Source organism: Methanosarcina sp. 2.H.A.1B.4 (assembly GCF_000979385.1).
Classification (GTDB): domain Archaea; phylum Halobacteriota; class Methanosarcinia; order Methanosarcinales; family Methanosarcinaceae; genus Methanosarcina.
On record NZ_JJOV01000036.1, the window covers coordinates 1 to 12,260 of the forward strand.

Annotated in this window: 11 protein-coding genes; 8 read left to right on the forward strand and 3 right to left on the reverse strand. The window is 42.7% G+C overall.

Going from position 1 to position 12,260, the window contains the following annotated elements; all coding sequences use genetic code 11:
• Positions 1-171 precede the first annotated feature (171 nt).
• On the reverse strand, positions 172-381 hold the full coding sequence (locus EO92_RS05900) for a hypothetical protein (protein ID WP_048170013.1): 210 nt from the start codon (positions 379-381) through the stop codon (positions 172-174).
• Positions 382-1,845: 1,464 nt separating this feature from the next.
• Entirely contained in the window at positions 1,846-2,670 is an 825-nt protein-coding gene (locus tag EO92_RS17010) for an integrase (protein ID WP_162197449.1), read from the reverse strand.
• A gap of 305 nt (positions 2,671-2,975) precedes the next feature.
• Here EO92_RS17010 and EO92_RS05915 point away from each other — a divergent pair, with 305 nt between their 5' ends.
• The 8 genes from EO92_RS05915 to EO92_RS05950 all read left to right on the forward strand — a co-directional run bounded on the left by EO92_RS05915 (position 2,976) and on the right by EO92_RS05950 (position 11,453).
• Positions 2,976-3,296: a winged helix-turn-helix domain-containing protein gene (locus tag EO92_RS05915; RefSeq protein WP_235282998.1), complete on the forward strand. Its 321-nt coding sequence runs from the start codon at positions 2,976-2,978 to the stop codon at positions 3,294-3,296.
• Positions 3,297-3,724: 428 nt separating this feature from the next.
• Positions 3,725-4,375, forward strand: coding sequence for a flavodoxin family protein (locus EO92_RS05920; RefSeq protein WP_048170017.1), 651 nt, complete (start codon positions 3,725-3,727; stop codon positions 4,373-4,375).
• A 101-nt stretch (positions 4,376-4,476) separates the two neighbouring features.
• Positions 4,477-6,771 carry a CDC48 family AAA ATPase gene (locus tag EO92_RS05925; RefSeq protein WP_048170019.1) on the forward strand — a complete coding sequence of 765 codons (2,295 nt, stop codon included), beginning with the start codon at positions 4,477-4,479 and terminating at the stop codon, positions 6,769-6,771.
• A 443-nt stretch (positions 6,772-7,214) separates the two neighbouring features.
• Positions 7,215-7,778: a CBS domain-containing protein gene (locus tag EO92_RS05930; RefSeq protein ID WP_048135003.1), complete on the forward strand. Its 564-nt coding sequence runs from the start codon at positions 7,215-7,217 to the stop codon at positions 7,776-7,778.
• Positions 7,779-8,103: 325 nt separating this feature from the next.
• Entirely contained in the window at positions 8,104-9,255 is a 1,152-nt protein-coding gene (locus tag EO92_RS05935; protein ID WP_048170021.1) for an alanine--glyoxylate aminotransferase family protein, read from the forward strand.
• Between the two features lie 90 nt (positions 9,256-9,345).
• On the forward strand, positions 9,346-9,810 hold the full coding sequence (ribC, locus tag EO92_RS05940; RefSeq protein WP_048135006.1) for a riboflavin synthase: 465 nt from the start codon (positions 9,346-9,348) through the stop codon (positions 9,808-9,810).
• A gap of 40 nt (positions 9,811-9,850) precedes the next feature.
• Entirely contained in the window at positions 9,851-10,255 is a 405-nt protein-coding gene (ribH, locus tag EO92_RS05945; protein WP_011032198.1) for a 6,7-dimethyl-8-ribityllumazine synthase, read from the forward strand.
• Positions 10,256-10,310: 55 nt separating this feature from the next.
• A complete protein-coding gene (locus EO92_RS05950) occupies positions 10,311-11,453 on the forward strand; it encodes a pyridoxal phosphate-dependent aminotransferase (RefSeq protein ID WP_048135008.1) in 1,143 nt (380 codons plus the stop codon).
• A 73-nt stretch (positions 11,454-11,526) separates the two neighbouring features.
• On the opposite strand, the gene EO92_RS05955 is transcribed toward EO92_RS05950, so the two are convergent.
• A complete protein-coding gene (locus tag EO92_RS05955; protein ID WP_048135010.1) occupies positions 11,527-11,982 on the reverse strand; it encodes an adenylyltransferase/cytidyltransferase family protein in 456 nt (151 codons plus the stop codon).
• Positions 11,983-12,260 lie beyond the last annotated feature (278 nt).

Sequence of the window (12,260 nt, forward strand, 5' to 3'; positions counted from 1 at the left end):
AATTAATACAGTTAAAAGAAGGAGATCCAATAACTTACACCGCTAAAATGACCAGATATGGTGAAATATTAGGAATGTCTGCTGAAGACGGTGTGGTTGAATAACTTATCACTGCATGAATCCGGACTGTGATTTCTGCATAAAAGTCAAAAACGGAGTGGGTTTAAAGTTTTACCTCACTCTTTTTCTTTTTTTTCCTGTCTTATTCTCTTTTTTATGTTCTCTCATATCTGGATATGTTGTTATCTGGTTCCTTCTCTGCTGGCAGATCCCATTAAACCGGGGCTTACTGAGAAGATAAAGATATACAGGCTTCCCCTTTTCGCCTTTTCTGTGGACTGTGTGTGTTAATCCTGAGTGCTCATACTGCGAAAAGTCCAAACCGGGAAATATAGAAGGTCAGTAAAAAACAGGCCTTCTTTTTAAATTCTCAGTTTCGGCGGTGGTAAAATGGTTAATGTGTTTCGGCTGTTCAGGATCGCCTTTATCTTTACATTGATGTATAAGGCTGTCTTCCTGCTGTTTAAATTAACGTGGCTTAGTTATACTGGCTCTGCCTGTATCCTCTGTATATAGCCTTCTATCTCGGGCTTTACCCTTTGATATGGATAGTAGAAGGGTCTTTTAACTATCCCCTACTCTTTTTCTTTTGTGCTCTTTTTGGCTCGATAGTGGCTCTAGTATAAGGCTATCTATACTGTCTATGTGCATGTAGTGGGTATTCTTGTACTCTTCTATCAGTGCCCTATATGGGCTTATACATGCCTTTGTGCTAGGCTGTGCGGTGCTGTGTTGCTAAGATATGGCTCTGGAAGAGATTAGATTGAATCTTCCACAAGGAAGGATTCCTCTCTATGGGAGTGGCGGGAATAGGTACACAAAAATACTTTTATTTTTATCTTTATGCTATTTTAAATCGCATGTAGATAATATATTTTCTTGAATGGGAACATACAAGGATGTGTGTGAAATCCTTATGGTGAGCCTGAGATTAAGCCAGAATTTGTATCTAAGATCTCTGATCAGATCAGCATAAAAAGTCCGGATGTTTTATCCTGCAGGGTCTGCAAGATCGTTCCTCAGAGCCCACTGTTTTTGAATTATAATCAACTTTTCTTTTACTCTGTTTTTTCACTTTCAGTTCATATGTTCAAGTTAAGCCTTGTCTATTCATAGTAATTCTTTTCAATTATTTTTCCCACTTCATCTAAGCCTGCCGTTTTACTATATGTTTCTACTGATAATAAAACTTCTATGTCAATACTGCCACATCTAATCCAAGGTGGGTCTAACATTGTAATTTTTTATATAATGTTAAAACTGCCTTTTTTTTGTTTAAAAATTTCAGCCAGATTTCAGAGCAAAGAAAATTTCAGAAATACCGGATTCGGTTTGGGTTTGGCTCATTACCTTGCACCCTGATATCAGCCTGACTTCGACTTCGACCCTAACCTGGGTTCTACATTCTGCGTTTTGAAGTTACAGAAAGATCAGGATAATAAAAAATTTTCTTCTGCACTCTATTATCCCTGTCTATAGAAATCAATACAGAGGACAGCACTATACATCAACCACTACATACACAGATACTAATACACTATAAAGAAATAAAATGAAATGAGCTTATTATCAGCCTGTCTGCAAGGCTTTCAGTGCATGGCTGGACAAATCACATTGCCTTTATTAAAAAGCTTCTTGTAAAGGATTAGATAAGGTGTAAGTTTGCAGATAAAATCAAGAGACGAGCACAGCTTAAACTACTTAGTACTTAAGCAGTTAATCATTCAGTTCAACTGCTTAAGTCCTAACTACTAAAACATTACTTATACTATTTCTTTACTGAAATTATATAGGGAGTTTCCCGATAAGCTTACGGTACTGATTTGTCGCCTGTTGCACCTTATTGAGGTAATGTGCACTTCCAACGGTTGCAGATGCTCTTCCTTGAATAAAGTCAGCCACACTTTCTGTAATTCCTTCCTTAATCATGACGTTTAAGTGCCATTTTCGAATGGTTTTTGCAGTCACACGTCCGCTTCTGATGTCTTTCATGACGCTACAATATGACTTGAGACTGCATAGTTTCCTTAGTTCAGGAATATATGAAGTAGGGAAAAATAGATGAAATGTCTTCTTTGTACCGCTTGATAAATAAGAAGTTGGATAGTGGGCAACTTCACCCTCAATAACTATATTGCGTTCGTCGAAGTTTTCAAGCATTCGATGGATATGAGTTAAGCGGTTTCCCGAATAAACCAATAGACTATATACAGGTTTCATTTCTTCGGGACATTCTTCATACCCTTTCTTGATTTCATCCTCATTTACGTAGACCTCAACAACACCTGATTTTTTGATCTTTACAAAGCGTCTCCATTTCTCAAGGCTATAGCCGCATATTTCATCAATCTCTTTGTCTTCAAAGTAATTGAATAAATTGCGTAACCCTCTTTCTTCTTTGTCTTTTAGTAGAATATCTCTAAATTGTATTGGTTTGCTTATAATTTGATTTTCAAAGAATCTTATTAAGGCATTAAAATAGTCTCTTTTAGTAGTTTGCGATATATTTTTATAGTGTAACCAATCTTCAAAAGAATTTTTATGCTTGAACCAGATATCATTGAGTATAGAGCTTTTACATTTACTTTCTTGTAGAGGGTACGTTATCAAGGAATGAGTACTTATTAGGTCGCAATTTAATTGGTTTATTTGATTTCCAATTAGAGGTTTAATAAGGTTGAATTTGTCAAATACAGCCTTTACACGGCGGGGATCCTGAGTTCGAATCTCAGCGGGCCCACTAATCTTTTTTAAGTTTACTCAGATTTTAAAACTGGGTAGTTTTTTTATATAGTAACGTTCATGTTTGTATAATTGTGTATTAACCGTATGTTAATTTTTCGATTTATAACATAATACTTTATATAATACTGATATTGTTATATAGAAAGGGAAACGATAAAGACTTAGAATCTTTGTTACCTACAAAAAGATACGCTTTAATATATTTTGAAAGCGTTGATTCTTACAAAGATTATTCTGAATCTACAGTGGGGGAGGAGTCAGTATTGAAGAGAAGGAGCAGGACAGATATTGCAGTAGATATTCTAAGAGTAGCAATGAATGGGGCAAAGAAAACACATATCGTTTATGAGGTAAATCTTAACTTTAACATTGCTCAGAAATATCTGGAAATGTTGAAAGAAAAAGAGCTTATAAAACACGAAAACGGTGTTTTCATCACAACTGATAAAGGAAAAGTTTTCCAGGAAATGGCTAAAGAACTTAAACTCTAATATTTTTCCTTTTTCATTTATATTAGACTTACGCACTTGAGAAATGAAATCAAGTGCATATGGTCTTATCAACATTATTGTGATTTATACCGTTAAGTGTTTTCCGCTTTTGTTTTCAGTTCAACTGCGTAAGTCCGATATATGTTTTTATTTTGTTTTCATCTTTTTTCTTTTTATTTCTACTATTCCGCTTTTCAGTTTTCTATTTTCCTTAATCTATGAGCTATTTTCCCATCTATTTTTTATCAAAGACTAAGTAGTGAAACCCATCCGAGAAAATCAAAGATGAATCGTAACTCCAGAAGGAAACCGGTATCCCGGCAGTAAATCCATAATAAGGCTTGGTGAAGTAATAATCCTTCTGAACATTTATACGTTTCCGTATATATAACGGCATTTGGAAACATATATACTATGGCGATGATACTATGGCGATGAGGGCGCTTTTTTTGAACTGCACACTGAAAAAATCACCTCAGGTATCGAACACCCGTGCTCTTGTTGACAGGGCTGTGATTATTTTTAAAGAACTTGGTGTTGAGAGTGAGGTCATGAGGGTTGTTGACTACAATATAGCTTTCGGGATTTCCTCAGATGAAGGAAACGGAGACGAATGGCCCTTTATACTTGAAAAAATAAAAGCCTGTGATATCCTGATAATAGCATCTCCCATCTGGTTCGGCGTACGCTCTTCGGTGGCCCAGATGGTCCTCGAAAGGCTGGACGGGACGTATATGGATGGGAATCCCGTTACAGGGCAGTATCCCCTTTATGGGAAAGTGGCAGGGGTTATAGTCACCGGCAACGAAGATGGAGCGCACAATGTTGCTGCAACCACACTCTTCAACCTGACCCACCTCGGATGTACTGTGCCACCCAATGTTGACTGCTACTGGGTTGGTGATGCAGGTCCGGGGCCCAGTTACATCGAAGCCGGAGGGGAAAAGCACCTTTACACGAATCGGACAGTAAGATACATGGCACATAATCTTGTGTACTTCGCCAGGCTTCTCAAAGAAAACCCTATCCCTACAAACTTAAAAAAGCTTGATGAGGAGGCAAAGAGGGTAAGCGACTGAAGCCAAACCAGCCTGAAAAGTCACACATTGATCTTATTTTTTCAAAAAGCCGTATACTTTTACAGAGGGGAATATTTTACTATGGAGATGGAGGGTGTTATTTGACTGAGGGGGATAAATCGATTGTAAAACTTAAGGTTGCGGAAGCCGATCAACGGGATGTCGGAAAAGGAATCGTCCGAATTGACGAACTATTCAGGGAGAAACTGGGCCTGAAACCCTTTGATGTTGTGGAAATCAAAGGTGGAAAATCAACTTCTGCCCTTATAGGCCGTCCTTATCCCAGTGATGCCGGGCTTGATATTGTCCGTATGGACGGGCTTATCCGTACCAATGCAAAGACAAGTATAGGGGAATATGTGGAAATCCGGAAAGCTGAATGGAAAGAAGCAAAGCATGTGACCCTGTCTCCCGTTACGAGAGGCATGCAGATCTATGCTCCCAGTGAGACCCTCAGTGCGGTCTTCATGAACCGTACGGTTTCAAAGGGGGACTTTATCTCCACCACCAGCTTAAGGAGGTCCAGGGAGAGGGACACTTATAGCAAGGGGCTCATGTTCGATGACTTTTTCCAGGACTTTTTCGGACAGGGTTTCGGCCCCTCGTTCGGGCTTGGGGAAATCAAGCTGCAGGTTATTTCCACTTCCCCTTCGGGGATCGTAAAGATCACGGACATGACCGAAATCGAACTCCTGCCAGAAGCCGTGGAAATTCCTCCGGAACAGACCATTCCCACTGTTATGTACGAAGACCTGGGCGGGCTCAAGGATGCCATTACAAAGGTCAGGGAAATGATAGAGCTCCCTCTGAAACACCCTGAACTTTTTGACCGGCTTGGGATTGACGCCCCAAAAGGGGTGCTGCTCCATGGCCCTCCCGGGACGGGCAAGACCATGCTTGCAAAGGCAGTTGCAAATGAGTCTGATGCCTATTTCATTTCCATCAACGGCCCGGAAATAATGTCCAAATACTACGGGGAATCTGAAAAAGCGATCCGTGATCTCTTCGATGATGCCGAAAAGAATGCCCCTGCAATCATCTTTCTGGACGAGATAGATTCCATTGCCCCAAAAAGAGCAGAGGTCACAGGGGAAGTAGAAAGAAGGGTGGTCGCTCAGCTTCTTTCCCTGATGGATGGCTTAAAAAGCCGCAAGAACGTGATCGTGATAGGTGCAACAAACCGCCCCGAAGCCCTGGACCTTGCACTGCGCCGTCCAGGCCGGTTTGACAGGGAAATAGAACTCCGGGTCCCTGACACCGAAGGCAGGCTTGAGATTTTCCAGATCCATACCAGGGGGATGCCTCTTACCGAGGACGTAAACCTCAGGGATCTCGCCCAGATTACCTATGGGTTTGTGGGGGCTGACATTGCGGCACTCTGCCGGGAAGCTGCCATGAGTGCTCTTCGGCGTATCCTCCCAAAGCTCAACCTGAAAGAACCCCAGATCCCAAAGGAACTCCTGGACACCCTGCAGGTCACAAGAGCAGACTTCGAAGAAGCCATGAAAGAAGTCCAGCCCTCAGCCATCCGGGAAATCCTTATTGAGATCCCCAATGTCAGCTGGAACGATGTGGGCGGCCTGGAAGATGTAAAATGCCTCTTAAAAGAAGCTGTGGAATGGCCACTTAAAAACCCTGAGTCTTACCGGGACATAGGAGTGGAAGCTCCAAAAGGCGTGCTCCTCTACGGTCCTCCGGGCACTGGAAAGACTCTTCTTGCAAAAGCCATTGCCCATGAATCCGACGCCAACTTCATTACAGCCAAAGGAAGCGACCTTCTCTCCAAGTGGTACGGGGAGTCCGAAAAGAGGATTGCCGAGGTCTTCATGCGGGCAAGACAGGTTGCTCCTTCCATTGTCTTTCTGGACGAACTTGACTCTCTTGCTCCCATACGCGGGATCTCCGCAGGAGAGCCTCAGGTTACAGCCCGGATCCTTAATCAGCTCCTCTCTGAAATGGACGGGCTCGAAGAGCTCCGGGGTGTGGTGGTGATTGGCGCAACCAACCGTCCTGACATCATAGACCCGGCCCTGATCCGTCCAGGGCGCTTTGATGAGCTTATCCTTGTGCCTATTCCGGATAAAGGGGCCCGGAGGGAAATCCTCAAGGTCCATACAAAGAAGATGGCTCTTGCAGAGGATGTGGATATTGAAGAACTCGTTGACCTGACTGACCAGTACACAGGTGCAGATCTCGCAGCCATATGCAAAAAGGCAGGAAGGTATGCCCTGCGCGAAGAAATCCATGCAAAAAACGTCAAACAGAAACATTTCCTTAAAGCGATTGCAGATACAGGGCCTTCAGTTACTCCGGATACCATGAAATATTATGAAGCTATTAAAGGCGAACTGAGGACCAAGAAGTCCAAAGAAATAGAAAATCCATCTTATATCTAAAAGTCAACTATCCGCTAAATCTAAAGATTTAACGGGTTTCCTGCTAAGGTTTTATACATCTATAATCTATTTGTTCTTTTTTAACTTTGATTCTTTTTTAACTTTGATTCTTTTTTAACTTTGATTCTTTTTTAACTTTGATTCATTTTTAACTTTGATTCTTTTTAACTTTTATTCGGTTTTGCTTTTTTATTTTTAATCTTTTTTATATTGTTTTTATTTATAGTTCTCTCTTCTTTGTTTTTCATTTCATTTTTTTGTACTGTCTTCGCATTGATCATTGTTTAAAATTGACCATTTTTAGATTTTGTTCTTTTTTGAAAACCTATTTTGCAGGTTTTTTCGGATCAGTATTTCGTGTTCCCGAAAGCAATTTATATACCTACTCTTTAAATAATGTTAACCAATGACATTAAATATCATAATTACTATCGGTAATATATATGCAGCTTCCAACACCCGAAGATCTTAAAAAAAGACGAAATGAACTCGGGCTTACCCAGAGCGACCTGGCTAAAAGGGCAGGTGTCAGTCAGCCTCTTATAGCCCGTATCGAATCGGGAGATGTAGACCCCAGGCTTTCAACGGTCAGGAAAATCCTTAATGCTTTTGAGGAGGCTGAAAAGGAGCAGCAGATCATCATAAAGGACCTGATGCATTCCCCTGCAATTCATGTTTCTCCTGAAGACTCGGTAGAAGAGGTGGTAAACCTTATGCATATTCATGGTTTTTCACAGATTCCCGTGCTTGACAGGGGTATTCCGGTTGGAAGTGTTTCGGAAGATATGATCATAAAACTGATGGGCGAGAGCAAGAAAAAATCCATCTCTCAGTTGAAAGTTTCAGGGATAATGGGGGAGGCGTTCCCTACAGTATCTCCTGGAATATCGATCTCAGTAGTTTCGCATATACTGGAAGGAAACCCTGCCGTACTTGTGGTAGAAAAAGGAACAGTCGTCGGCGTTGTAACAAAACATGACGTGATGAAGCTCCTCCAGGACCAATAACCGGAATCCTTTTTCCTTGAAGAAATCTGAGACCGAACATGGAAAGCACATGAATTATATACTAGGATTCATTTAAACCTGAATCCTTAATCTAATTCAGTGCTCAACCTGTCTGAAATTGCCGAATAAACATGGCAAATGCGGTCGAAAATGTATCAGGGCATGAGATACTGCAGAGCCATCCTGGCACACCGTATCATAAAGATATAACCCTGAATTATTTCAGGACTACATGATTGAAAATTATAGAGTTTACATAAATTTCCTTTATATATAGAAAACAAAAACCGATTAAATCTTTGAAAAAGTGTGGAGTCTTATATAAATGGATCTGGAAGATACCCTTCTCATGATGCCTGGTCCCGTACCTGTCGCACCCAGAGTCCTTAGAGCAATGTCAAAACCGATGATCAACCACCGGAGTGCTGAATTTGCCGCAATATATACTGATTGCAGGGAAATTCTTGCTGACGTTTTTCAGACAAAAAACGACATCTTTTTGCTCAGTGGTTCCGGGACTGCGGGAATGGAAGCTGCAGTCGGGTCTGTGGCCGGAAGAGGGGATAAAGTTATTGCTATAGAAAACGGAAAATTCGGAGAGCGTTTCAAAGACCTTGCAGCCCTCTATGCCGAAGTGGTGCCCCTGGAGTTTGAATGGGGTCTTCCTGTTGACCTTGAACAGGTTAAGGAAAAGCTCGAGGAAGGAGCAAAAGCCATCACCCTTGTCCACAACGAGACCTCTGCAGGTATCATGAATCCTGCTGCAGAAATCGGCAAACTTGCAAAAAAACACGATGCTCTTTTTATTATGGACGGCGTAACCTCCCTTGGGGGAGATGTAGTCAAAGTCGATGAATGGGGCGTTGACATTGCAATAGTTGGTTCTCAGAAATGCCTTTCAGCTCCACCTGGAATGGCAGCTGTTTCCGTAAGCGAAAAAGCCTTTGAGGTTATAAATGGCATGAAGAAGAGGCCTTACTATAATGACCTTAAGGCATATAAAAAGAGTGGGGATAAACCCAAGCCGGAAACACCTTACACTCCTGCTATTCCTCTATTTTATGCTCTTCAGGAAGCCCTTCACATCGTTAAAGAAGAAGGCATGGAGGCAAGGATTAGAAGGCACGCGACTCTTTCCGAAGCCGTAAGGGCAGCAGCCGGCGCAATGAACATAGAGATGTTCCCTCAGCTTAACGAGTACAGCCAGTACTCCAACACCATCACTGCAATGAAATCTCCTGCAGGGATTGATGGGGAAGACATTAAAAATGACATGAAGAAGCGGGGCATTATTATAGCCGGCGGGCAGGAACGCTTGAAGAGCAAGATTTTCAGAATTGGAAGCATGGGGAATGTAACTGCAAGGGATGTTCTTTCCACTATCCAGCAGATGGAAATCGTGCTGAAGAAGCGGGGTTACATTGACAGCGTGGGAGCAGGCACAGAAGCTGCAACACGCGTTATTGACAGGTTATGAGAGGATTTAAAAAATCTTTCATAACCAAAGTTTATAAACGTTTCAGGAAAACCAGAAGAATATTAATCATTAAATTCCGATCGGATTCACATGCCCACAATAGGAATTGCAGATACCACGTTTGCGCGCTATAATATGGGGCGTGCAGCAATCGACGAGATACAGAATAACGTATCCGTAAAGATTAAAAGGGTAACCGTGCCCGGGATAAAGGACCTTCCGGTAGCAGCCAAAAAGCTTATCGAAGAAGAAGGCTGCGATATCGTAATGGCCCTTGGAATGCCTGGCAGGGAGCAAAAAGACAAAATGTGCGCTCATGAAGCCTCTCAGGGCCTTATCATGGCCCAGCTCATGACCAATACCCATATTATCGAGGTCTTTGTCCATGAGGATGAAGGAAAAGACGAGAAAGAACTCGCTTTTCTCATGGACAAGCGGACCCGGGAACACGCCTTAAACGTGATAAAGCTGCTCTTCAAGCCGGAAAAACTGGTCAGGGAGGCCGGTACCGGTCAGAGGCAGGGTTTTGAGGACGCAGGTCCTTTGAGAATGTGAAGCGACTTTAAGTTAAAAACAAGACTGGAGACCTTACTAGATGACTATCAGCCTAGGATTTGTTGTAGCTGAATTTAACAGGGATCTGACCTATCAGATGGAGCTGCTTGGAAGAGAGCATGCGGAATTTCTGGGGGCAACAGTTAAAGAGACAATTCTCGTGCCAGGAGTCTTTGACATGCCCCTTGCAATCAAGAAGCTCTGCCAGAGGGAAGACATTGATGCAGTGGTTACCATAGGGTCGGTAATCGAAGGTGAGACCGACCACGACCAGGTGGTTATGCAGCATGCCGCAAGGAAGATCATGGATCTTTCCCTTGAGTTCAACAAGCCAGTAACTCTCGGAATCCCGGGTCCGGGTATGACCAGGATGGCTGCTCATGAACGTGTCGACTATGCTAAAAGGGCAGTAGAAGCTGCAGTAAAGCTGGTGCGGCGGCTGTGAAGTTCCTTGATGCTTCAATAAGCTAGCAAAAAAGTAACAAAGCAGGACTATTCCTATGACATCCGCAAGGCTCAAGCGTGTAGAAGAATCCGCAACGATCAGGATCTCCAACATTGCAACCAGAATGATTAAAGAGGGTACAGACGTTATCAATTTTAGCCTTGGCGAACCTGATTTCGACACCCCTAAAAACATCTGCGATGCTGCAGCAAAGGCTATGTATGAGGGAAAAACCCACTACGCTCCTTCTGCAGGCATTCCGGAGCTAAGGGCAGCTATTGCCGAAAAACTGAGGACTGAAAATAATCTGGATGTGACCGAAAAAGATGTGCTGGTCACCCCGGGCGCAAAGCAGGGGATTTTCGAAGTGATGATGGGGGCCCTCGACGACGGGGATCAGGCCCTTCTCTTTGATCCTGCCTGGGTAACTTATGACGCCTGCATCCGTTTTGCAGGAGCAGAAACTGTCTGGGTTCCTACGGTTCCTGAGAAAGGTTTCCTGCCGGACAATTTCGCCGATTACATAAATGATAAAACAAAGCTCATTGTTGTAAACAGCCCGGGCAACCCGACAGGTGGAGTATTCGGGAAAAAGACCCTCAAGTGCATTGCCGATCTTGCAATTGACCACGACCTTCTGGTAGTCTCAGATGAGATCTATGAGAAAATCATCTATGACCGGGAACATATCAGTATTGGCAGTTTTGATGGGATGCAGGAGAGAACCATCACTGTAAACGGTTTTTCCAAGGCATATGCAATGACTGGCTGGAGGCTTGGATACCTTACAGCTCCCCCTGAGATCTATAAACTTCTACAGAAGATCCAGTCCCACTCTGTAAGCAGCGCCACTACCTTTGTCCAGTACGGTGGGCTTGAAGCCCTTCAGGGCCCTCAGGACGGTGTCAAGGCAATGGTTGACCGCTTTAAGATGCGCAGGGATATCCTCATCGACGGGCTGAATAAAATAGGGCTTGAGTGCAAAAAGCCAGACGGGGCCTTCTATGCTTTTGCCAATGTGAGTGAGTTTGGAAACGGGACCAGGGTTGCTGAAAGGCTCCTGAAGGAAGCTCATGTGGCAGTGACCCCGGGAATTGCTTTCGGGTCTTCCGGAGAGGACTTTATCAGGATTTCCTACGCAACATCCATTGATAGAATCCGGGAAGCTCTTGACAGGCTTGAAAAGATATTTGCATAAAACACTATTCCGAAGCAACCTTTTTAAAAAGAGATCAAAAAATATTTTCTTAATAAAAACGGTAGGGGTAAATTTACCCATACCGTTTAAGGACCTCTTTTATGATTGCGCCGGTACTGCAGAGGGGGCACTCCTTTGAAAATGGAACCCTTACTACTTTTGCAGGGAGCCCTCTTTTAGTAAGTTCTTTTTCCAGAAGCTCAATATCAAAATACTGATCGTAACCCAGGGCAACGATGTCCGGCTTTATCTCTTTCAGGGGTTCGAACATGTCTGTTTCACTACCAAGAAGGGCTTTGTCCACCGTTCCAAGTGCATTTACCATCTCAAACCGCTGCTCTTCAGGAACTATTGGTTTCGGCTTATGAGTCACATTGGAATCCCTGGCAATAATGACGAAGAGCTCATCTCCAAGAGCTCGCGCCTGGGTCAGGAAATAAACATGTCCCGGATGCAAAATGTCAAAAGTTCCGGTAGCAAGTACACGTGTCAATAAATCACCTGATCTCGGGTAATATCCTGCAAGCATAAGAAACTTACTGAAAATAACCCCACTTCCTGACTTATAAAAATTCAATTTTATTCAACCTGTATATGATGTGAACGATTATTGCTAATTTAAGAAATAGCCTTTGTGGAAAGAGATTTTCAATTACCGTAAGTAATATATATAGCTCACAATTATGACTATTGATCATTGGAATGAAGATCTGACAGCGATAGTCTTAAAATAAATGATGCAAAGCCAGAACTTTTCACCTCTTCCGGAAGTGGCTGTTACCCCGGGATTATCACAAGTAATATATA